25 protein-coding genes and 1 riboswitch are annotated in these 19,784 nt (G+C 47.0%); of the genes, 21 read left to right on the top strand and 4 right to left on the bottom strand.

All coding sequences use genetic code 11. The annotated features are described in order from the left end of the window. Positions 1 to 30: 30 nt before the first annotated feature. A complete protein-coding gene (locus ACINLD_RS21575) occupies positions 31 to 1,008 on the bottom strand; it encodes an ABC transporter substrate-binding protein (protein ID WP_026588696.1) in 978 nt (325 codons plus the stop codon). Between the two features lie 151 nt (positions 1,009 to 1,159). On the opposite strand from ACINLD_RS21575, the gene ACINLD_RS21570 reads away from it, so the two are divergent. Genes ACINLD_RS21570 through ACINLD_RS21550 form a run of 5 tightly spaced genes read left to right on the top strand, consistent with a single transcriptional unit; the run spans position 1,160 to position 5,034 of the window. Then, on the top strand, positions 1,160 to 2,161 hold the full coding sequence (locus ACINLD_RS21570) for a FecCD family ABC transporter permease (RefSeq protein WP_026588695.1): 1,002 nt from the start codon (positions 1,160 to 1,162) through the stop codon (positions 2,159 to 2,161). Next, entirely contained in the window at positions 2,158 to 3,213 is a 1,056-nt protein-coding gene (locus tag ACINLD_RS21565; protein ID WP_410207185.1) for a FecCD family ABC transporter permease, read from the top strand. The genes ACINLD_RS21570 and ACINLD_RS21565 overlap by 4 nt, the downstream gene beginning before the upstream one ends. A gap of 17 nt (positions 3,214 to 3,230) precedes the next feature. After that, the gene (locus tag ACINLD_RS21560) at positions 3,231 to 4,049 is read left to right on the top strand and encodes an ABC transporter ATP-binding protein (RefSeq protein WP_077735538.1); all 819 of its coding nucleotides are present in this window, start codon (positions 3,231 to 3,233) and stop codon (positions 4,047 to 4,049) included. Beyond that, positions 4,042 to 4,791, top strand: coding sequence for an IucA/IucC family C-terminal-domain containing protein (locus tag ACINLD_RS21555; protein ID WP_077735537.1), 750 nt, complete (start codon positions 4,042 to 4,044; stop codon positions 4,789 to 4,791). The genes ACINLD_RS21560 and ACINLD_RS21555 overlap by 8 nt, the downstream gene beginning before the upstream one ends. Beyond that, positions 4,792 to 5,034, top strand: a complete 243-nt coding sequence (locus tag ACINLD_RS21550) for a YusU family protein (RefSeq protein ID WP_026588691.1) — start codon at positions 4,792 to 4,794, stop codon at positions 5,032 to 5,034. Positions 5,035 to 5,070: 36 nt separating this feature from the next. Here the strand turns inward: ACINLD_RS21550 and ACINLD_RS21545 are convergent, their stop codons facing one another. From ACINLD_RS21545 to ACINLD_RS21535, 3 genes are read right to left on the bottom strand one after another with little or no spacing between them, the layout of a single operon-like run. Continuing rightward, positions 5,071 to 5,415: a spore coat protein gene (locus ACINLD_RS21545; protein ID WP_026588690.1), complete on the bottom strand. Its 345-nt coding sequence runs from the start codon at positions 5,413 to 5,415 to the stop codon at positions 5,071 to 5,073. 11 nt (positions 5,416 to 5,426) lie between these two features. After that, on the bottom strand, positions 5,427 to 5,678 hold the full coding sequence (locus tag ACINLD_RS21540; RefSeq protein ID WP_026588689.1) for a hypothetical protein: 252 nt from the start codon (positions 5,676 to 5,678) through the stop codon (positions 5,427 to 5,429). Positions 5,679 to 5,725: 47 nt separating this feature from the next. Further along, complete coding sequence (locus ACINLD_RS21535; RefSeq protein ID WP_081692872.1) at positions 5,726 to 5,887, bottom strand: YuzL family protein; 162 nt, start codon at positions 5,885 to 5,887, stop codon at positions 5,726 to 5,728. A 215-nt stretch (positions 5,888 to 6,102) separates the two neighbouring features. Between ACINLD_RS21535 and ACINLD_RS21530 the strand changes: the two genes are divergently transcribed. The 16 genes from ACINLD_RS21530 to sufC all read left to right on the top strand — a co-directional run bounded on the left by ACINLD_RS21530 (position 6,103) and on the right by sufC (position 19,777). Beyond that, positions 6,103 to 8,493, top strand: coding sequence for a 3-hydroxyacyl-CoA dehydrogenase/enoyl-CoA hydratase family protein (locus ACINLD_RS21530; protein ID WP_410207184.1), 2,391 nt, complete (start codon positions 6,103 to 6,105; stop codon positions 8,491 to 8,493). Between the two features lie 11 nt (positions 8,494 to 8,504). Continuing rightward, positions 8,505 to 9,680 carry an acetyl-CoA C-acetyltransferase gene (locus ACINLD_RS21525; protein WP_026588687.1) on the top strand — a complete coding sequence of 392 codons (1,176 nt, stop codon included), beginning with the start codon at positions 8,505 to 8,507 and terminating at the stop codon, positions 9,678 to 9,680. A gap of 19 nt (positions 9,681 to 9,699) precedes the next feature. Continuing rightward, complete coding sequence (locus ACINLD_RS21520; RefSeq protein ID WP_077735532.1) at positions 9,700 to 11,484, top strand: acyl-CoA dehydrogenase family protein; 1,785 nt, start codon at positions 9,700 to 9,702, stop codon at positions 11,482 to 11,484. 124 nt (positions 11,485 to 11,608) lie between these two features. After that, positions 11,609 to 11,965, top strand: a complete 357-nt coding sequence (locus tag ACINLD_RS21515; protein WP_026588685.1) for an arsenate reductase family protein — start codon at positions 11,609 to 11,611, stop codon at positions 11,963 to 11,965. A 61-nt stretch (positions 11,966 to 12,026) separates the two neighbouring features. Further along, positions 12,027 to 12,410 (top strand): glycine cleavage system protein GcvH, encoded by a 384-nt coding sequence (gene gcvH, locus ACINLD_RS21510; RefSeq protein WP_026588684.1) that lies wholly within the window; start codon positions 12,027 to 12,029, stop codon positions 12,408 to 12,410. A gap of 58 nt (positions 12,411 to 12,468) precedes the next feature. After that, entirely contained in the window at positions 12,469 to 12,705 is a 237-nt protein-coding gene (locus ACINLD_RS21505) for a YusG family protein (protein WP_077735531.1), read from the top strand. A gap of 68 nt (positions 12,706 to 12,773) precedes the next feature. Next, positions 12,774 to 13,115, top strand: coding sequence for a toprim domain-containing protein (locus ACINLD_RS21500; protein ID WP_077735530.1), 342 nt, complete (start codon positions 12,774 to 12,776; stop codon positions 13,113 to 13,115). 17 nt (positions 13,116 to 13,132) lie between these two features. Continuing rightward, positions 13,133 to 13,441, top strand: a complete 309-nt coding sequence (locus ACINLD_RS21495) for a thioredoxin family protein (protein WP_026588681.1) — start codon at positions 13,133 to 13,135, stop codon at positions 13,439 to 13,441. 120 nt (positions 13,442 to 13,561) lie between these two features. After that, positions 13,562 to 13,909 carry an SCP2 sterol-binding domain-containing protein gene (locus ACINLD_RS21490; protein WP_026588680.1) on the top strand — a complete coding sequence of 116 codons (348 nt, stop codon included), beginning with the start codon at positions 13,562 to 13,564 and terminating at the stop codon, positions 13,907 to 13,909. A 202-nt stretch (positions 13,910 to 14,111) separates the two neighbouring features. After that, positions 14,112 to 14,219: riboswitch (SAM riboswitch) on the top strand. A 104-nt stretch (positions 14,220 to 14,323) separates the two neighbouring features. Beyond that, entirely contained in the window at positions 14,324 to 15,349 is a 1,026-nt protein-coding gene (metN, locus tag ACINLD_RS21485; protein ID WP_026588679.1) for a methionine ABC transporter ATP-binding protein MetN, read from the top strand. Next, positions 15,342 to 16,010, top strand: coding sequence for a methionine ABC transporter permease (locus tag ACINLD_RS21480; protein ID WP_077735529.1), 669 nt, complete (start codon positions 15,342 to 15,344; stop codon positions 16,008 to 16,010). The genes metN and ACINLD_RS21480 overlap by 8 nt, the downstream gene beginning before the upstream one ends. A gap of 13 nt (positions 16,011 to 16,023) precedes the next feature. After that, positions 16,024 to 16,854 carry a methionine ABC transporter substrate-binding lipoprotein MetQ gene (metQ, locus tag ACINLD_RS21475; protein WP_026588677.1) on the top strand — a complete coding sequence of 277 codons (831 nt, stop codon included), beginning with the start codon at positions 16,024 to 16,026 and terminating at the stop codon, positions 16,852 to 16,854. 91 nt (positions 16,855 to 16,945) lie between these two features. Further along, entirely contained in the window at positions 16,946 to 17,329 is a 384-nt protein-coding gene (locus ACINLD_RS21470; RefSeq protein WP_035428468.1) for a carboxymuconolactone decarboxylase family protein, read from the top strand. Positions 17,330 to 17,531: 202 nt separating this feature from the next. Further along, a complete protein-coding gene (locus tag ACINLD_RS21465; protein WP_410207183.1) occupies positions 17,532 to 17,669 on the top strand; it encodes a hypothetical protein in 138 nt (45 codons plus the stop codon). Between the two features lie 135 nt (positions 17,670 to 17,804). Next, positions 17,805 to 18,701, top strand: a complete 897-nt coding sequence (locus ACINLD_RS21460) for a cation diffusion facilitator family transporter (RefSeq protein ID WP_026588675.1) — start codon at positions 17,805 to 17,807, stop codon at positions 18,699 to 18,701. A 290-nt stretch (positions 18,702 to 18,991) separates the two neighbouring features. Beyond that, a complete protein-coding gene (gene sufC / locus ACINLD_RS21455; RefSeq protein ID WP_026588674.1) occupies positions 18,992 to 19,777 on the top strand; it encodes a Fe-S cluster assembly ATPase SufC in 786 nt (261 codons plus the stop codon). Positions 19,778 to 19,784 lie beyond the last annotated feature (7 nt).

Below are 19,784 nucleotides of genomic sequence, written 5' to 3'. Positions count from 1 at the left end.
AAGGCGGAAATGCTCCTTTTTTACTGTGATTTAAGATTTCAAAAAGTATTTTTCGATATCATCAAGAAACAGGTAAGCCGCTTTTACACCGCCTGCCGTCGTCCAGATGGCATCATCGACTTCATGCGCGTTTCCGGATTTCACTGCTTTTAGCTTTTTCCAAAGCGGATCGCTTGTCCAATCGTTTTGCCATGTTTCTGCATCTTTTTTGCTTTCCGCAGGTTTATATGTGAAATAGAACAGAACATCTCCGTCCATCTCAGGAATCGATTCCTTGTTTTCCGTCATAAAAGCAAACTTGTCGTCTTGTTTTGCAAACAGCTTTTCCTGTTTTTCAGGGAACTTGAAGCCGATTTGCTGCAAAATGATCCCCGGGAATGAATCTTTATAATAAATTCTTGATTGGCCGGCCATAAATCTGACAACTGAGACTCGTTTCTTCTTTTGATCACCGAGTTTATCGCTTAATTCGCTGACCTTTTTATCGAAATCTTCTAAAATTTCTTTGCCCTTTTCTTCTCTGTTTACCGCTTTTGCATAGAGGGAAAAGTTGTCCTTCCATTCGCCGCGGAGCGTTTCAGAGAAAACGGTCGGAGCGATTTTCTCCAGCTTGTCGTAGATTTTTTCTTGCCTCATTTTATTGCCGATGATTAAATCAGGCTTCAATTCGGCAATCGCCTCAATATTCGGCTCGCCTTCAAGGCCGACCACTTTGACGCCTTTCATGTCGTCTTTAATATGATGATACCAAGGGTCGCCTGTCCAGGATTTGACTGCGCCCACAGGCTTAATTCCCAATTTCAGCAGCGCTTCTGTTCCTTCATTTGTCAGTACGACAACCCTTTTTGGATTGGCCGGGACCTGATCCTCTGTACCCATAGCGTGTTTAACGGTTATCGTCTTTTTATTGTCTGCACCGTTTGAAGAGTCTTCATTACCGGCGCTGCAGGCCGCAAGAAGTGAAATCGCTAACATAGCGATGAAACCAAGCATTGTCCATTTTTTCATGTTTGTCCTCCCAAAGAATGTTGTTGTTCATCATGATCATAATTTTCAGCAGGAATTTTGTCAATTGTTAATTGAAAATGATTTTCAAGATCATTGATATCTGATACAATAACCGTAGATGTTTCCAGTCAGACTAGGAGAATTTTAATCTATGCTCTTAAGAACGAATAAATATAGAACAATCGTACTACTGTCCTTTATTTTGCTTCTGATTGCCGCACTTTGCGCAAGTGTCGTATACGGCTATACGAATACGTCGTGGTCGATGGCCTATAAGGCGTTCACCGATTTCAGCGGATCCAATGAACATCTTGTGCTTAGAAACGTGCGTTTACCGCGCGCGCTGATTGCCGCAACTGTGGGGGCTTCCCTCGGGGTTGCCGGGGCATTGATGCAAGCGATGACTAAAAATCCCCTGGCTGAGCCCGGTATATTCGGTGTCAACGCAGGAGCCGGCTTTTTTGTTGTCTGCTCTCTGTTTTTCTTTCATGTCGGCTCGCTTCAGGTGATCGCCTGGATCTCATTTTTGGGCGCTGCCGTTACCGCTTTAATCGTCTATTTTGTCGGTTCCCTTGGCAGGGAAGGCTTGACTCCGGTGAAGCTGACGCTTGCGGGGGCGGCGATGTCAGCAATGTTTTCATCGCTGACTCAAGGGCTGCTTTCAGTTAATGAGGCGGCGCTCGAACAGGCGCTGTTTTGGCTCGCCGGCTCTGTCCAGGGACGCGACCTGAGCCTTTTGACGACCGTCCTCCCGTATATCGTTCCGGCATTCATCATCAGCTTTCTGCTTGGATCAAAAATCAATGTCTTAACGATGGGGGAAGATGTGGCCAAAAGCCTCGGCCAGAAAACATGGCTGATCAAAGCGCTGATGGCGTTGGCGATTATCCTGCTGGCCGGCGGTTCCGTCGCTGTTGCCGGGCCGATCGTCTTCGTCGGGCTTGTCATACCGCATTTTGCGAAATATATCGTCGGCAACGATCACCGCTGGATCCTTCCGTATTGTGCCGTGCTGGGCGCAATATTGCTTGTCGTCGCTGATATCGGCGCCAGATACCTGATTATGCCTGAAGAGGTGCCGGTCGGCGTCATGACGGCCATCATCGGAACACCCCTCTTTGTGTATGTTGCGAGAAGGGGGTTCCAAAATTGAAAAATTATCGCAAACTGAGGATTGGAAAAGGAAGCATTTCATTTTTAATCGGACGAAAGGCGCTTTTTTCATTCATCATCTTGGCGCTGCTGACAGCTTGTGCAATCGTCTTTAGCGCCGGTATCGGCGAGCGTTTTATTTCTCCGGGGACAGTCGCGAAAACATTTTTCGGAATGGGAGATCCGGCGGATGAGCTGATCATCATGTCCTTCAGAATGCCGCGGATTTTGGTGGCTTTGTTTGCGGGAATCTGTCTGGCGGCAGCCGGCTCGATCCTGCAAGGGCTCATCCGCAACCCGCTTGCTTCCCCCGACATCATCGGTGTGACGGGCGGGGCATCTGTCGCTGTTGTCTTGTTTTTAATGCTGTTTTCAGATAAAAGCAATGCGCTGATCGTCAGCATCAGCTGGCTCCCTGTCGCCGCATTTGTCGGCGCGGCGCTTGCCGGAATGATCGTCTATTTTCTGTCCTATAAAAACGGCGCCTCAACCTTTCGGCTCGTGCTGATCGGGATTAGTTTTTCAATGCTTGCCAAGTCCTTGACGACATTGTTTATGATCAAAGGGCCGATATACAGAACATCTCAGGCAAACGTTTGGATTACCGGATCAGTATATGGTTCCAACTGGCAGGATGTGAATATTTTAATCCCGGTTGCGCTCATCCTCCTGCTGATTTGTGTCATCACCGCCAGAAACATCAATATTCAGACGCTTGGGGAGGAGCTTGCGACAGGCGTGGGAAGCTCTGTTCAGCGGAATCGCTTTTTGCTCCTGCTTTTGAGCACGGCTTTTGCCGGAATCGCCGTCGCGTTTTCAGGAACGGTCGGGTTTGTCGGGCTGATGGCTCCGCATATCGCAAGGAGGCTTGTCGGTTCGTCGTTCGGCGCGCTGTTGCCGGTGGCTGCGCTGATTGGAGGATTGCTCGTGCTGATCGCCGATATCATCGGGAGAACGCTTTTTGCACCAGTTGAAGTGCCTGCGGGCGTTTTCACCGCTGCCATCGGCGCCCCGTACTTTATCTACTTGCTGTATAAAAGCAGAAACCAATAAAAGGAGAGATTTCATTTATGAGTGCCATTTCAACAGAAACGTTAAGCTTAGGTTATGGAGAAACAATCATTATTGATGAGTTAAACTTAACGATCCCAAAAGGTGAAATCACCGTGTTTATCGGCAGCAATGGCTGCGGTAAATCGACTCTCCTTCGGTCTCTCGCACGTTTGATGAAGCCAAAGGGCGGTTCAGTGCTTCTTGAAGGCAGCTCCATCGCCAAGCTGCCGACGAAAGAAGTTGCGAAGGAGCTTGCCATTCTGCCCCAAGGTCCGACTGCACCCGAAGGCTTGACGGTTCTCCAGCTCGTCAAGCAGGGGCGGTATCCATATCAAAACTGGCTCAAGCAATGGTCGGCTGAAGATGAAGAAGCCGTAAACAAGGCTTTGAAGGCGACAAGGATGGAAGAGCTTGCCGAGCGCACGGTCGATTCATTGTCCGGCGGCCAGCGCCAGCGCGCCTGGATTGCGATGACGCTTGCACAGGAAACGGATATCATTTTATTGGATGAACCGACAACATACTTGGATATGACCCATCAAATCGAAATTCTGGATCTCCTGTTTGAATTGAATGAACACGAAAAACGCACGATTGTCATGGTGCTTCATGATTTAAATCTCGCTTGCCGCTATGCCCATCACCTGGTGGCCATTAAAGATAAGCAGATTTACGCGGAAGGCCGGCCGGAATCGATTATCAACTGCCGGCTTGTTCAGGACGTTTTTGAGATGGATTGCGAAGTGACGAAAGATCCGCTTTTCGGAACGCCGCACTGCATTCCATACGGCAGAGGAAGATGTATCGTACAGCAGGTGGCTGAGTCCCATGCTTAATCTGAACAAAGAGGAGCTTGAGTCATTGCTTCGTTTTCGCTTGGGAACGAAGCAGACCGGCTCCTCATTGTCTGTCAAAGGCAGCCAGCTATTAGATGAGGATTTTTTAGGGAGCTATGTGCAAGATATAAAAGACCGGCTCAACGCCCCGAATCCAAAAGTCGCCGCTTCCATGATCATCAAGCGCTGCGGTATGCTGGCGGCCCTCCATTTCTACCTGTTTACCGTTTACGGAAAGCGCTTGCCAACCGAGGCTTCCTCCGTATCATGGGAAATTGATCCCGATGATGAAGGATGGTTGCCTTCGTTTTATTTTGCCGAGGGAGCAGAGCCTGCGGGGGAAAACCGCAGAAATGCGCTTCAAACACTAATGGAAGACATCTTCAGGAATCATATCGGCCGATTGATCGCTTCCTGCCGCAAAGCATGCTCGATTTCAAAGCATATCCTCTGGGAAAACATTGCGATTTACCTGTATTGGATGTATGAAACGCTTCAGACTGAGACCGCGGATTCAAACGTGAAGGAACGGGCCGCCTCGGATTTTCATTTTCTTTTATATGAAGCACATCCCGACCTTTTTGAAGAGGGCGCTGCAGAAAACCCGCTGAACAGGTTTTACCCCGGCCGCGATGTGAAAGATCGGACACGGGCTACCTGCTGCTTATATTACACGACGGACAAAAGCGGCCGCAAATGCAGCACATGCCCGACAAATAAGCGGAAAGAAAGGGTGTCATGAGTGGAAAAACTCGAGCAGCAGCTGGACGGACTCGTTGAAAAGTATACGGAGCTGCTTTTGGGGGAAACGAATGAAGAGCTGAAAGAACAGGTGAAGATGTGGATCATCTATACCCATATCGCCAAAAGCATGCCGCCGCTCGCCAAGCATTGGAATGCAGCATATCCAGACGCAAAGCGCGACATCAAAGAAGTCATCCAAAGCATCAAAAAAATGAATGAAGCCCACCGCGCCGAAAAATAAGCAGAGATTTGGAGCAATCTCTGCTTGGTTTTCGCTTTATCGGTTTTGCTGGTAAGGCGACTGGTTTTGAAGTGTGGATTGAAACTGCTGATACGACTGCGCGATTTTCTGTTGCTCTTCGGGCTCCACTTTGTACCAGCCGTTTTGAAACATGAGCTGATACAGCCTTCTTTGGCTGTTTTGCGCTTCGTTGAACAGCGGCTGAATCGCCTGGTACAGCGACTCATGGCTCAATTCGTTCAGCGCTGTGGAATATGAGGCCGTCATATACTTTTCAGTTGTTAACAGCTCATTGACGAAATCCCTGTCATTCATCGCGCTCGTATTAGGCACTGGTGTTTCCTGATTGCCGATTTTCTGCTGGTTTTGCTGCTGATTCATTTCATTTCCTCCTATTGCATGTATGCCGACGGATTTTGCGCTTGATTGTTCCTGAGCTGCTCTAAAATCACTCCGTAGTGGTGATGATGCATTTGTCCGACGCGGTCAAGCTCTGTTTTAAGCGACATATCTTGGCACTGGTCGGCCAAAAAGCGTGCTTTTTTCATCGCAAGCAAATTCCAGTGCAGCATATCCTGTAAATATAAATGATCCTTTGTCGAAATGACGGGCGGCGGGGTTGTCATTCCCTGTTGATTCTGGATGATAAACGCCTCCTTTTCTCGTTGATATCACGGAAAGTTTCTCTTGTTTAATAATGTTCAGGTCCACCCATGTTGTGCTTTTTGTACTGCTGGTTTTGGCTTGTCCGTTTTCCGCCGGCGTCTTCCTTTTTATAGTCCGGGCCCGCATTTCCTTTCATACTTGCAGCGCTGACTGCCGCCGAGGACGGATTTTTTCGTTCGCGTACCATGCCTTCACCTCCTCTATATCAATTTGTCCCAAAAGCCGCGAAACATGTAGAGCGAGATGAGGGAGAAGCGCTTCAGGCTCATAAAAAAATTTCTGAAATTTGCGTCAAGGCTATTGAACTCATTTCCAAAATCTTTTAAGATGAAAGAAGACAGGAGTTTATTTTTTTGGAGTAAAAATGAATGAGTATTCATTCAAAGTAGGGGAGGATCATTCATGGTCAAGCATATTCGTAAAGCCGCTGTTTTAGGATCGGGAGTCATGGGATCTGGCATTGCGGCTCATCTAGCCAATATCGGCATTCCCGTTTTGATGCTCGATATGGTTCCGCGCGAGCTGACGGAAGAAGAAAAGAAAAAAGGCCGCACACTCGAGGATCCCGATGTCCGCAACCGGCTTGCACAGTCAGCCGTACAAAAGCTGTTGAAACAAAAGCCGGCTCCGCTGACATCGAAAAAAAACATCAGCTATATCAGCACAGGGAACATGGAGGACGATTTTGAAAAAATAAAGGATGCCGATTGGATCATTGAAGTTGTAGTCGAAAATTTGGACATCAAAAAGCAAGTGTTTGCGAAGGTCGATCAGTACAGAAACAAAGGAAGCATCGTCAGCAGCAACACGTCGGGCATCTCTGTCAGACAAATGGCAGAAGGGAGATCAGCTGATTTCAAAAAAAACTTTTTGGGCACCCATTTTTTCAATCCGGCCCGTTATTTAAAGCTGCTTGAAGTCATTCCGATCGAAGAAACGGACCCTGAAGTGCTGGCCTTTATGAAAAAATTCGGCGAGGATGTGCTCGGCAAAGGGGTGGTTGAAGCGAAAGACACGCCAAACTTTATTGCCAACCGCATCGGAACTTACGGTCTGCTCGTGACCGTTCAGGAAATGCTGAAAGGCGGATATTCGATAGGTGAAGTCGATTCGATTACAGGCCCCTTGATCGGACGCCCGAAAAGCGCGACCTTTAGAACGCTTGATGTCGTCGGCCTTGACACTTTTTCACATGTTGCCAAAAATGTCTATGACCAAGTGGACGGAGATGAAAAAGCCGTTTTCCGTCTGCCTGAATTTATCGGGAAGATGCTTGAAAAAGGCTGGATTGGAAGTAAAGCAAAACAAGGCTTTTATAAAAAAGAAGGAAAAGACATTTTTGAACTTGATCCGATGACGATGACATACAGCGAGCGAAAAAAATTAAAAACCCCGGGGCTTGAAGCAGCCAAGCAGATCAAAGGCTATGGAGCAAGAATGAAAGCGCTTGTTTATTCGGATGACCGGGCGGGAAAGCTGCTTTGGAATACGACTGCGCCTGTCCTCGTTTATTCCGCGGAACTGGCAGGGGAAATCGCCGACAGCATCACCGCCGTCGATCAGGCGATGAAATGGGGTTTCGGCTGGTCGGAAGGACCGTTTGAAATATGGGACAGCATCGGTGTAAAGGCTTCGGTTGAAAAGCTTGAAGCCGGCGGCTGGAAGGTTCCTGACTGGATCAAAGACATGCTCGGAAAAGGGCATGAGACGTTTTACTTTAAAGAAAACGGAAAAACGTTTTTCTATTGTTTCAAAAGCGGTGAATACCGGGCGCTTCAAGAAAACAAGAAAAATATTCATCTATCAACAATCAAAGAAACAAAAGGTGTCATCAAGAAAAACAGCGGTGCGAGTTTAATTGATTTGGGCGATGATGTTGCCCTGCTGGAATTTCACTCGAAAAGCAATGCGATCGGCTTTGACATCATCAAAATGCTGAATGATGCGCTTGAAGAAGTCGATCTGAACTTTAAAGGACTTGTGATCGGCAATCAGGCCAAAAATTTCTGCGTCGGCGCCAATCTGGCGATGATGCTCATGGAAGCCCAGGATGACAACTATATGGAAATTGACATGATCATCCGTCAGTTCCAGCAGACGATGATGAAGGTGAAATACAGTTCCAAGCCTGTCGTCGCTGCGCCGTTCGGCATGACACTCGGAGGGGGAACAGAGCTGTGCCTCCCTGCCGCCCGTGTGCAAGCCTCGAGCGAAGCTTATATGGGCCTTGTTGAAACAGGCGTCGGTCTGATTCCGGGAGGCGGCGGTAATAAAGAACTTTATTTGAATCATTTAAAAGGGCTGCCGGAAGGTGTCGAGCGTGATCTGCAGCAGGCGGCAAACAAGACATTTGAGACGATTGCCCTTGCAAAAACATCGACATCGGCCCATGAAGCGAAGGAATTGAATATATTAACCGCTCACGATCAAGTCAGCATGAATCAGGACCATCTGTTGTATGATGCCAAATCGCTCGTGTTGACGCTTCATGAAAACGGCTACCGCCCGCCGGTGAAAGAAAAGGTTCCGGTTGTCGGCGAAACCGGCTATGCGGCGCTCCTTCTCGGGGCCGAAGCGTTGAAATTGTCCGGCGCCATTTCTGAACATGATCTGAAAATCGCGAAAAAGCTGGCGTTTGTCATTGCCGGCGGCAGGGTCGCATACGGCGCAGAAGTAACGGAGGAATATCTGCTCAATTTGGAAAGGGAAGCTTTTCTGAGCCTTGTCAGTGAACCAAAATCCCAGGCGAGAATGCAGCATATGCTTGTCAAAGGCAAACCTTTGCGTAATTAGGAGGGAAAAACATGAAAGAGGCAGTCATAGTGTCGGGTGCGAGAACCCCGGTCGGAAAAGCAAAAAAAGGCTCATTGCGGACGGTCCGCCCTGATGACCTGGGCGCGTGTGCAGTGAAAGAAACATTGAAAAGAGCGGGCGGCTATGAAGGCAATATCGATGATTTGATCATCGGCTGCGCCACACCGGAAGCCGAACAAGGCTTGAACATGGCCCGGAACATCGGCGCGCTTGCCGGTCTCCCCCACACGGTTCCGGCCGTGACGATCAACAGATACTGTTCATCAGGCCTTCAGTCGATTGCATACGGCGCCGAGAAAATTATGCTTGGTGCGGCGGATACGATCATTGCCGGAGGAGCTGAATCGATGAGCATCGTCCCGATGATGGGGCATATCGTCAGACCGAATGCGGCGCTGGCGGAAACGGCTCCCGAATATTATATGGGGATGGGCCACACGGCCGAACAGGTCGCTGTTAAGTACGGTGTTTCAAGGGAAGATCAGGATGCCTTCGCTGTCCGCAGTCATCAAAATGCAGCCAAGGCGATTGCCGAAGGCAAATTTGCCGATGAAATCGTCCCTGTAGAGGTCACCGTCAGGGAAGTGGATGAAAACCATCAATTGCAGGAACAGACGTTTAATTTCGCATGTGATGAAGGCGTTCGAGCGGGGACCACAAAAGAAGTCCTCTCCACTTTGAAACCGGCGTTTTCCGCAAACGGATCGGTCACCGCCGGAAATTCGTCGCAAACGAGCGACGGTGCCGCGGCGGTCATGATCATGGACAGGGAAAAAGCGGATGCGCTCGGACTCGCTCCGCTGGCAAAGTTCCGCTCCTTTGCGGTCGGCGGTGTTCCGCCGGAAGTCATGGGCATCGGCCCTGTTGAAGCAGTGCCGAGGGCGCTGAAGATGGCCGGGCTGGATCTGTCGGACATCGGTTTATTCGAATTAAATGAAGCGTTCGCCTCACAGGCGATTCAAGTCATCAGATCGCTCGGCATCGATGAAGAAAAAGTCAATGTCAACGGAGGAGCGATCGCGCTCGGGCATCCGCTCGGCTGTACGGGAACAAAGCTGACCTTGACGCTGATACACGAAATGCGGCGGCGAAACGAGCAGTTCGGCGTTGTGACGATGTGCATCGGCGGCGGCATGGGGGCTGCAGGAGTATTCGAGTTAGTTTAAAAACAAAGGGGATGGGATCATGGAGCAAACAAAAGACCATATGAAAAAAGGCGGCGCCTTTCTGATAGAAGAAGTGACAGCGGATCAGATGTTCACACCGGAGGATTTCACAGATGAACATAAAATGATCGCCAAAACGACGGAAGACTACATTATCGGTGATGTGCTGCCTTTTGTTGACGAGATTGAGGAACATCATTTCGACCACTCGGTCAGGTTGTTGAAAAAAGCCGGGGAACTCGGCCTCCTCGGCGCTGATGTCCCGGAGGCGTTCGGCGGGCTGGGTCTTGATAAAATCAGCTCGGCGTTAATCACCGAAAAATTCTCGAGAGCGGGCAGTTTTTCCTTATCATACGGCGCCCATGTCGGGATCGGAACACTGCCGATCGTGTTTTTCGGAACAGAGGAGCAAAAGCAAAAGTATCTGCCGTCGCTCGCTACAGGCGAGAAATTTGCCGCATATGCATTGACAGAGCCGGGATCAGGGTCCGATGCGCTCGGGGCGAAAACAACAGCCGTCCTGAATGAAGCGGGGACACACTATATTTTAAACGGCGAAAAACAGTGGATTACAAACTCGGCCTTTGCTGATGTCTTTATCGTATATGCGAAAATTGACGGCGAACATTTTTCCGCTTTCATTGTTGAAAAGGACTATCCGGGTGTGTCAACAGGGCCGGAAGAGAAAAAAATGGGGATCAAAGGCTCATCGACCCGCACGCTTATTTTAGATCAGGTGCAGGTGCCGAAGGAAAATCTTTTAGGTGAAGCGGGCAAAGGGCATGTCATCGCCTTCAATATTTTAAATATCGGCCGCTATAAGCTGGCCGTCGGAACGATCGGCGCATCTAAGCGGGTGATAGAGCTGTCAGCTGCATACGCCAACCAGCGTCAGCAATTTAAAACACCGCTTTCCAAATTCAGCCTGATCGGTGAAAAAATCGCCAATATGTCAGCCAAACTGTATGCGATGGAAAGCTCTGTTTACCGGACCGTCGGGCTTTTTGAAGACAAAATGGGCACATTGAGCGAAGAAGATCAAAAAGACGGGCGCCAGGTGGCCAAATCGATTGCCGAATATGCCATCGAATGTTCGTTAAATAAAGTTTTTGGATCGGAAACACTCGACTATATCGTTGATGAAGGCGTGCAGATCCACGGCGGCTACGGCTTCATGCAGGAATACGAAGTGGAACGGGCCTACCGCGATTCGCGGATTAACCGGATCTTTGAAGGAACAAATGAAATCAACCGCCTCATCGTCCCGGGCACCTATTTGAAAAAAGCCATGAAAGGGGAACTGCCGCTCTTTGAAAAAGCCAAAGCCCTTCAGGAAGAGCTGATGATGCTTATGCCTGAAGAACCGGGAGACGGCGTCCTCGAACAGGAAAAGTATCTGCTGCAAAACGCCAAAAAGATCGCGCTGATGATCGCAGGGCTTGCTGCACAAAAATATGGAAAAGCGATCGATCGCGAACAGGAGATTCTCGTGAATATCGCTGACATCGTCAGCCAGGTTTACGCGATGGAGTCAGCCGTTTTACGAACAGAAAAAGCCATCACGGCGCTCGGCGAAGAAAAAAATGACCAGAAAATCCTCTACACGCAAATTTTCACACAGGAAGCGTTTCAGGAGATTGAAAGCCATGCCAAGGAATCATTAATCGCCATGGAATCCGGCGATTCGCTGCGGATGATGCTCTCCGCCCTCCGCAAGCTGACACGCTTTACACCTGTCAATGTCATTGAGAAAAAACGCGAAGCCGCCAAGGCCGTCTTCGAAGCGGAAAAATTTATTGTGTAAATCCAAAAGCCCCGTTCTTTTCGAGCGGGGCTTCTAAGCTGAACAAAGGACTGCAAACAACGGTTTGGGCTTTTAAAAAGATCTGTGTTAAAATAACCTCGGATAAATCGAGAGGGGTGAGTGCATGGCTTTAGATTTTTATTGGTACCCGAAATGCGGGACATGCCGAAAAGCGAAAAAGTGGCTCGAAGATCACGGCAAAGAAATCAATGGGATACATATCGCAGAACATCCGCCAAGCAAGGAAAAGCTGAAAGAGCTTTATGAAAAAAGCGGACTTGAATTGAAAAAGTTTTTCAACACAAGCGGTCAAAAATACCGGGAACTCGGCTTGAAAGACAAGCTGCAAAACATGTCTGAGGATGAGCAGCTTGAATTGCTTGCTTCCGACGGGATGCTGATCAAACGTCCGATTACGACAGACGGCCGGAAGGTAACAGTCGGTTTTAAGGAAGATCAGTTTAAGACATACTGGTTATAATGCATCAAGATGTGATATCTTCAATGTAGGACGATTTAAAACACTTTATGGAGGGGTAGCCATGAGCACACCAAAAGAACTGCGTTATTCTGAAGAACACGAGTGGGTCAAAACCGAAGACGGCAAAGTCAGAATCGGAATTACTGATTTTGCGCAATCTGAGCTGGGGGACATCGTTTTTGTCGAGCTGCCGGAAGTCGGAGACGAAATCAAAGCGGACGAGCCATTTGGAAGCGTTGAATCTGTTAAAACCGTTTCAGAATTGTACGCCCCGATCAACGGGAAAGTGGTTGAAGTGAATGGGGAACTCGAAGACAGCCCTGAGTTTGTCAATGAATCACCGTATGAAAAAGCGTGGATGATCGTCGTTGAACCGTCTGACGCATCAGAAATCGACAGCTTGATGACTGCCGAACAATATGATGAAATGATCAAAGAAGACTAAAACTTTAGGATAGCAGCCTCTCATTTGGACACGCTATAGCATAGAGGGGGTGTCCAAATTGACGCTGAAAAAAGAGCGTATTGATATTACAGAGCATGTGAAAGGCCATTTTAAAGGCGGCGGCATGCATCTGTACCATGAAAACGAACCGATCGGCCGGATGACCGGTATGGATCAATACGAGCTGAAATCTGGATATATATTCCAAGATCAAAAATTTTACAAAATGGCTGATACAATAAGCAAACCGGATGCAAAATATGTGGACTGTGATGACCAGCAAGGCTGGTGTTAAAGGCCGGGCGGTGAATACTCACTGCCTTTTTTTATGAAAAATCTATTTTTCTCTCAAAGGTGATCCATATGCCGGAAAACGAAAAAGTCATGATCGTCGAAGGAAAGTCCGATAAACTGAAAGTCAAACAGGTCGTTGAAGAACCCATTGACATTATTTGCACAAACGGAACGATCAGCCAGACAAAGCTCGATGAATTCGCCGAGAACCTGTATGATAAAGACGTTTACATACTGGTTGATGCCGATGAATCCGGGGAAAAGCTGCGCCGGCAGCTCAAAAGGGAACTGCCCGAAGCGTCCCATTTATACATTGACAAAGTCTATAAAGAAGTCGCTGCAGCCCCGAGCCGCCATGTAGCGGAGATCCTGTTCCGGTCAAACATACGAGTGCATAGCAAATTTTTATGATGAGGTGTGTAAAACCTATGCAGGAACTTCAGGAACAAGAATTAAAACAGCTTGAGCAGAAGACATGTGTCCTCTATTTATACACGCCGTTTTGCGGAACGTGCCAGCTGGCTGGAAAAATGCTGGAGGTTGTTGACGAAATGCTCGCCGACATCCCTTTCTATAAAAACAATCTCAATTATTCCCCGTCATTCGCCAAACAGCATGAGATTGAAAGTGTGCCGTGTTTTATTCTTTATCAAAACGGACGGATCGTCAAAAAAGGGTATGCGTTTCATTCCGTTTCCTATTTATATGAGACAATTAAACAAAATGCTGTTGATTAAGGGTATTTTTGACATATTTCTCGGGAAATAACCCGCAAAAACTTGTCGAGCAATTCATAAAGGACTCCCGCTGTATACAGAGAATCTGTAAGTATGACCAATTTACAGGAGGTTATACAGTTGGAGAAAACAGGATTGATAGAAAGAGAGGATCGGTCTCTTTTTTTAAAACCTCTATTATCCACAACAGCTTTGCTGATTACATTTCAAGGAGAAAAAGAAGCTTTTACGTTAGCGATCAACGAACAGGGGGAAATGGAAAAATCTACTCCTGTGGAAAAAGCTCACTTGACTTTTTTTGGAGAGCAAAGCGAGATTATCGACCTTCTTCATGGAGATATTTCCCTGCAGCAGCTCGTACAGCGCGGCACCGTCAAGGTTAAAGGCTCCTTCAGAGCTTTATTGAAGCTCGAAGCGATTTTATGGCTGACAGACGGTTTCTTCAAAAACAGCGACCTTCAATTATAAACTTTCCAAATGTTGAAAATTAGACACTTTCACCGTGTTAAGGCAGACAAGGGGGGAGGCGGACGTTCAGCACGCCTCTTTTATCTGTTCATCAGATCGGATAGGCCGTTTGTCTTACGAAAAGTAGTTGACAACTATTTTTTTGCGTGATATTCTACTGTAAGAATTCCGATCATAATAATCAAAAAATAAATATATGTTTCTCTTATCCAGAGAGGTGGAGGGAAGTGCCCTATGAAACCCGGCAACCATCAACAGATGTTGAAATGGTGCCAATTCACACGAAGCGTTAAGCTTTGAAAGATGAGAGAAAGGCCCAAGCTTTCAAAGCCTTTCTGCTCATGTGTGCAGAAAGGCTTTTTTTCATAATATGATTGGACCTCAAAGAATAGAGCAAGAAAGCAGGTGGTGGCTTTGATAAATCTTCAAGGTGTTTCAAAGGTTTATCAGTCAAAGCATGGAGATGTCAATGCCGTCCAGGATGTCACCCTTTCGATCAAAAAAGGTGAAATCTTCGGAATTATTGGATATAGCGGAGCCGGTAAAAGCTCCTTGATCCGTCTCTTGAACGGACTAGAACAGCCCACTTCAGGCACAGTTGAAGTAGCGGGCAGAACGATCAGCGAAATTAAAGGGAAAAAGCTGAGAGATGCGCGAAAAGAAATCAGCATGATCTTTCAGCACTTCAACCTTTTATGGTCAAGAACGGTGCGCGACAATATTGCGTTTCCGTTGGAGATCGCCGGCGTCAGCAAAGCAAAACGGCAGAAAAGAGTCGCTGAACTGATCAAGCTCGTCGGCCTTGAAGGGAAGGAAAACGCCTATCCTTCACAGCTGAGCGGCGGACAGAAGCAGCGCGTCGGGATCGCAAGGGCGCTCGCAAACAATCCGAAAGTTCTCCTTTGTGATGAAGCGACTTCAGCGCTTGATCCGCAGACGACTGACTCGATCCTGGGTCTTCTGTCTGATATCAATGAACGGCTCGGGTTGACGATTGTCCTGATCACACATGAAATGCATGTCATCCGGAAAATCTGCCACAGAGTCGCTGTCATGGAAAACGGCAGAGTTGTTGAAGAAGGCGACGTATTGGACGTCTTCAGAAAGCCGAAGGAAGACATGACCAAGCGCTTTGTCCAGCAGGTGACCGAACCGGAAGAAACGAAGGAAACTTTGAAGCATTTCCTTGAAGAAACGAAAACCGGGCGGACGATTAAGCTTACATTTGTCGGCGAAGCAGCCGAAACGCCGCTGATGACGCAGATCATCCGAACATTTGATGTTGAAGTCAACATTCTGCAAGGGAAAATTTCGCAGACGCAGGATGGTGCTTACGGTTCGCTGTTCATCCATGTTGACGGCGATTTGGATGAGGTCAATAAAGCGGTCGAATTCATCAAGAGCCGGCAGGTAGAAGCAGAGGTGATCACAAGTGTTTGAAAAACTGTTTCCGAATGTAGACATGGAGCAGCTGTGGAACGCGACATATGAAACGGTTTATATGACGGGGATTTCGCTTTTGTTTGCATTTATCATCGGCGTGCTTCTCGGTTTGCTTCTTTATTTAACTTCAAAAGGAAACATCTGGGAAAATAAACCGGTTAATGCGGTAATCGGGGCTGTTGTCAATGTGTTCCGGTCGATTCCGTTTATTATTTTAATTATCATATTGCTCAGCTTTACGAAATTTATCATGGGAACGATTTTGGGTCCTAATGCGGCGCTGCCTTCATTAATCGTCGCATCGGCACCGTTTTATGCCCGCCTTGTGGAAATCGCCCTCCGCGAAGTCGATAAAGGTGTGATTGAAGCGGCGAAATCAATGGGTGCGAAAACATCGACAATCATTTTCAAAGTGCTGCTGCCTGAATCGATGCCGGCTTTGATTTCCGGTATTACTGTAACAGCGATTGCGCTGATCGGTTCCACAGCCATGGCCGGTGCGATCGGCTCCGGCGGACTCGGCAACCTTGCATATGTCGATGGATTTCAAATGAACAATAATGACATTATCGTCATTGCAACGATTTTTATTTTGGCTATCGTTTTTATCATCCAATTTATTGGGGATTTTATAACAAATAAACTAGACAAACGTTAGGGAGGATACGAAAGTGAAAAAAGGGTTATTAACGGCTTTACTTATCATTTTTGCCGGCGTACTTGCCGCATGCGGGTCATCGAACAGCGAAGGAGATAAAGACAGCAAAGTGATCACAGTCGGAGCGACGCCGACGCCGCACGCCGAAATTCTTGAAGAGGCAAAACCGCTGTTAAAAGAAAAAGGCTATGAGCTTAAAATCAAGAAATTCACCGATTACAAACTGATCAACAAAGCGCTCGCTTCAAAAGATCTTGATGCAAACTATTTCCAGCATGTTCCTTATCTTGAACAGGAAATGAAAGAAAACGAAGACTACGATTTAGTCAATGTCGGTGCAGTCCATCTTGAGCCATTCGGGATTTACTCTAAAAAGTATAAATCATTGAAAGATCTTCCTGACGGTGCGACGATCATCATGAGCAATAACGCCGCTGAACAGGGCCGCATGCTTTCAATGCTGGAAAATGCCGGTCTCATCAAGCTGAAATCAGGCATTAAAAAAGTGGACGCAACAGTGAAGGATATTACGGAAAACAAGAAAAACCTGAAAATCAAAAACAATGTTGCACCTGAAATGACGGCAAAAGCATATGACAGCAATGAAGCAGACGCCGTGTTCATCAACGTGAACTACGCGATCCAAAACAAGCTGAATCCGAAAAAAGATGCCATTGAGCTTGAGTCTCCAAAAGACAATCCTTACGCGAACATCATCGCTGTTCGCAAAGGTGACGAAGATTCTGCGAAAGTCAAAGCGCTGATTGAAGTGTTGCACTCTGACAAAATCAAAGATTTCATCGATAAAAAATATGAAGGCTCAGTCCTTCCTGTAACAGAATAAAAGTGAAACCCCGGTTTGTGAGCAAACCGGGGTTTTTTCTCGTATGTTGTGCATAAAGTTGTCCATAATAAAGAGAAAATCTACATATTAAATGGAGGAAATTCGCGTGAACCAGCATGAATCAGAAAGCATCATCGAATCCGCCCTGCACGAATATAAAGCGGGAATCGGCATCTTCTCAGAAAAAATGCCGGGCATTGCCACAAAGTACAACGAGTTTACTCAAGAATGCTTTAAAAAGGGTGTCCTGAGCGAAAAAGAAAAGCAATTGATTGCACTCGGGATCAGCATCAACACCCAGGACGAATATTGTATCATCTATCACATCAAAGGCTGCCTTGACAGCGGAGCGAAGGAAGAAGAAATTCTTGAAGCCGTCGGGGTCTCCGCGGCATTTGGCGGGGGAGCGGCGATGAGCCAAGCCGTCACGCTCGTCTTGCAGGCTATGGAAGAATTCAAACAAATGAAACATTGACCGAGAAATTAAAAGAATGTTCCAGCTAGCGCCTGTGAAATGCCGGAAAATCGACAGAGGTCAGCACATTTAATGCATACTCATCTTTGAAGAGTCTGTATATAATTGGTATCATGTAAGAAAATCTCTGAAAGGATGATTCATTATTTGTTCAAGCCAAGATCAGCTTGACCTTGAATTTACGGCGGAAATGGAAAAAGCGATGCACAGATCCCATGGCATGGGTTACGAGGAATACAGCAGAAGCCATGAAAATCGGCTTGAAGTCGAAAAAAGAAGGGAAAAGCAGCATCAAAAAAGCAAACAGATCATTTCAGACATGAAATGGATGAACGGATAAAGCAAAGCAAAAGGACGGAAGATATCCGTCCTTTTGTATGCCCGACGCTTGGATACAGGTTGACCTGAATAAAGACAGAAGATAAAATTATAATATGAACATATGGTCATATTCAGAGGAAAGGAGTTTTGAAATATGAGCCATTCCCACCATCATCATCATACTCATCAAGCCAGCAAAAAAGCGCTTCTTTTCAGCTTCATCCTCATCTTTCTCTTTATGGCGGTTGAAGTCGTCGGCGGGATTTTGACAAACAGCCTCGCCCTTTTATCTGATGCCGGACATATGCTAAGTGACGCTGCAGCCCTTGGCTTAAGCCTCATCGCTGTTATATTTGGAGCAAAGACGGCAAATGAAAACAAAACCTACGGCTATAAGCGCTTTGAAATTTTGGCCGCTTGTTTAAATGGCATCACACTGCTTGTGATTTCACTTTATATTTTTTGGGAAGCGTTCCATCGCTTTTTCAATCCGCCGGAAGTCGAAAGCGCCGGCATGCTTGGGATCGCTTTTCTCGGACTGCTTGTCAACATTGCCGCGGCCTGGCTTTTAATGCGGGGAGACACAGGCGAAAATTTAAATGTCAAAAGCGCATTTCTGCACGTCATCGGTGATATGCTGGGCTCTGTCGGTGCGATCATCGCCGGTTTCTTGATGCTGTTTTTCGATTGGAATGCCGCCGATCCGATTGCAAGCGTTCTTGTCGCCATCCTGGTGCTTGTCAGCGGCTGGCGCATCACAAAGGATGCTGTTCATGTTTTAATGGAAGGAAAACCGAAGCATATCGATATGGAATTGCTCCGGAAAGGGGTGCTGTCGATTCCGTCTGTCAAGGATGTTCACGATCTTCATATTTGGTCGATCACTTCCGACTTTCCATCCTTAAGCTGTCATGTGACAGTCGCAGATAACAGTGACAGGGATAGAATCCTGCAACAAGTATCAGAATATCTAAGGAAAGAATTTAATTTGAAGCATGTCACCATCCAGATAGAAGGTGAAAAGCATTCCCATCATGATTCATGCAATTGAGAACGAGCTCCCTTCAGTGTGAAAAATCCGCCTCCTCTTAAAGCACACTCCCCGAGAACAGATCTTCGAATGCGAGGCAAATGTAAATAATCGTTTTTACTGGATGGTTATGGACGAAGGAAGTTTCTTACGGCAATCACTTTAAGAAAAAAACGATTTTTGTTACACTTGAAAACATGTACACACGAAAAAGATCTTAAAGACTTTTGTTGTATTCAATTTTCATTTGTTATAAAATTAGAATGAGAATAAATTGAGAATAATGATTATCTATATTGGAGGTATATTTCATGGCTGCTTCGACATTAACAATCAAAGATCTTCACGTTGAGATTGAAGGGAAAGAGATTTTAAAAGGTGTAAACCTTGAAATAAAAGGCGGGGAATTCCACGCTGTCATGGGACCTAACGGAACGGGTAAATCGACTTTATCCGCGGCGATCATGGGACACCCTAAATATGAAGTAACAAAAGGCAGCATTTTGCTTGACGGCAAAGATGTTCTGGAAATGGAAGTGGATGAACGCGCGCAAGCCGGCCTGTTCCTGGCCATGCAATATCCGAGTGAAATCAGCGGCGTCACGAATGCCGACTTCCTCCGCTCTGCAATCAATGCACGCAGAGAAGAGGGCGATGAGATTTCGTTAATGAAATTCATCCGCAAAATGGATGAAAATATGGAATTTCTTGAAATGGACCCTGACATGGCGCAGCGCTATTTAAATGAAGGATTTTCAGGCGGGGAGAAAAAGCGCAATGAAATCCTGCAGCTGATGATGATTGAACCGAAGATCGCCATCCTTGATGAGATCGATTCCGGTTTGGATATCGACGCCCTGAAAGTCGTCTCAAAAGGCATCAACAAAATGCGCGGCGAAGACTTCGGCTGCCTGATCATCACGCACTATCAGCGCCTGTTGAACTACATCACGCCTGACCATGTGCACGTTATGATGCAAGGCCGCGTTGTGAAATCAGGCGGACCTGAGCTTGCACAGCGTCTTGAAGCTGAAGGATATGACTGGATTAAGCACGAGCTGGGAATCGAAGACGAAACTGTCGGTCAAGAAGCGTAAGCGTTAG

This window comes from Bacillus sp. z60-11, assembly GCF_046464135.1.
Taxonomy (GTDB): Bacteria; Bacillota; Bacilli; order Bacillales; family Bacillaceae; genus Bacillus; species Bacillus sonorensis_A.
The sequence above is the reverse complement of the archived record's forward strand: the minus strand, read 5'-3'. Positions and strand labels throughout refer to the sequence as shown.

Bases quoted from the DNA above. Each gene is read 5' to 3' on its own strand.
- ACINLD_RS21520 (WP_077735532.1), top strand. From the start codon at position 9,700: ATGGAGCAAACAAAAGACCATATGAAAAAAGGCGGCGCCTTTCTGATA.
- sufC (WP_026588674.1), top strand. From the start codon at position 18,992: ATGGCTGCTTCGACATTAACAATCAAAGATCTTCACGTTGAGATTGAA.
- gcvH (WP_026588684.1), top strand. From the start codon at position 12,027: ATGAGCACACCAAAAGAACTGCGTTATTCTGAAGAACACGAGTGGGTC.
- ACINLD_RS21535 (WP_081692872.1), bottom strand. From the start codon at position 5,887: ATGGTACGCGAACGAAAAAATCCGTCCTCGGCGGCAGTCAGCGCTGCA.
- ACINLD_RS21575 (WP_026588696.1), bottom strand. From the start codon at position 1,008: ATGAAAAAATGGACAATGCTTGGTTTCATCGCTATGTTAGCGATTTCA.
- ACINLD_RS21570 (WP_026588695.1), top strand. From the start codon at position 1,160: ATGCTCTTAAGAACGAATAAATATAGAACAATCGTACTACTGTCCTTT.
- ACINLD_RS21460 (WP_026588675.1), top strand. From the start codon at position 17,805: ATGAGCCATTCCCACCATCATCATCATACTCATCAAGCCAGCAAAAAA.
- ACINLD_RS21555 (WP_077735537.1), top strand. From the start codon at position 4,042: ATGCTTAATCTGAACAAAGAGGAGCTTGAGTCATTGCTTCGTTTTCGC.
- ACINLD_RS21545 (WP_026588690.1), bottom strand. From the start codon at position 5,415: ATGAATCAGCAGCAAAACCAGCAGAAAATCGGCAATCAGGAAACACCA.
- ACINLD_RS21470 (WP_035428468.1), top strand. From the start codon at position 16,946: ATGGAGGAAATTCGCGTGAACCAGCATGAATCAGAAAGCATCATCGAA.
- ACINLD_RS21465 (WP_410207183.1), top strand. From the start codon at position 17,532: ATGCACAGATCCCATGGCATGGGTTACGAGGAATACAGCAGAAGCCAT.
- ACINLD_RS21525 (WP_026588687.1), top strand. From the start codon at position 8,505: ATGAAAGAGGCAGTCATAGTGTCGGGTGCGAGAACCCCGGTCGGAAAA.
- ACINLD_RS21530 (WP_410207184.1), top strand. From the start codon at position 6,103: ATGGTCAAGCATATTCGTAAAGCCGCTGTTTTAGGATCGGGAGTCATG.
- ACINLD_RS21515 (WP_026588685.1), top strand. From the start codon at position 11,609: ATGGCTTTAGATTTTTATTGGTACCCGAAATGCGGGACATGCCGAAAA.
- ACINLD_RS21495 (WP_026588681.1), top strand. From the start codon at position 13,133: ATGCAGGAACTTCAGGAACAAGAATTAAAACAGCTTGAGCAGAAGACA.
- ACINLD_RS21500 (WP_077735530.1), top strand. From the start codon at position 12,774: ATGCCGGAAAACGAAAAAGTCATGATCGTCGAAGGAAAGTCCGATAAA.
- ACINLD_RS21560 (WP_077735538.1), top strand. From the start codon at position 3,231: ATGAGTGCCATTTCAACAGAAACGTTAAGCTTAGGTTATGGAGAAACA.